At 65.7% G+C, this 379-nt stretch carries 1 protein-coding gene; it reads left to right on the top strand.

The window, feature by feature from the left end; all coding sequences use genetic code 11:
* The coding region (locus ADK57_RS16030; RefSeq protein ID WP_199830594.1) for a UvrB/UvrC motif-containing protein at positions 1-379 on the top strand (379 nt) is incomplete at both ends.

The following is a 379-nucleotide window of genomic DNA, read 5'->3' as shown; positions in this document are numbered from 1 at the left end:
CGCGCCGCCGGACCTGCGCGAGTTCGACGAGAAGATCGCCGGGGTGCGCCGGGACAAGGAGTCCGCGATCGACTCGCAGGACTTCGAGAAGGCCGCTTCCCTGCGTGACAAGGAGAAGCAGCTCCTGGCGGCGAAGGCCAAGCGGGAGAAGGAGTGGAAGGCCGGCGACATGGACGTCGTCGCCGAGGTCGACGGCGACATGATTGCTGAAGTGTTGGCCGCGTCTACGGGCATTCCGGTCTTCAAGCTGACGGAGGAGGAGTCGTCCCGTCTGCTGCGTATGGAGGACGAGCTCCACAAGCGGGTCATCGGCCAGGTGGATGCCGTCAAGGCGTTGTCGAAGGCGATCCGTCGTACGCGTGCGGGTCTGAAGGACCCG

The organism is Streptomyces sp. MMG1533, from assembly GCF_001279775.1.
Taxonomy (GTDB): Bacteria; Actinomycetota; Actinomycetes; order Streptomycetales; family Streptomycetaceae; genus Streptomyces.
The sequence above is the reverse complement of the archived record's forward strand: the minus strand, read 5'-3'. Positions and strand labels throughout refer to the sequence as shown.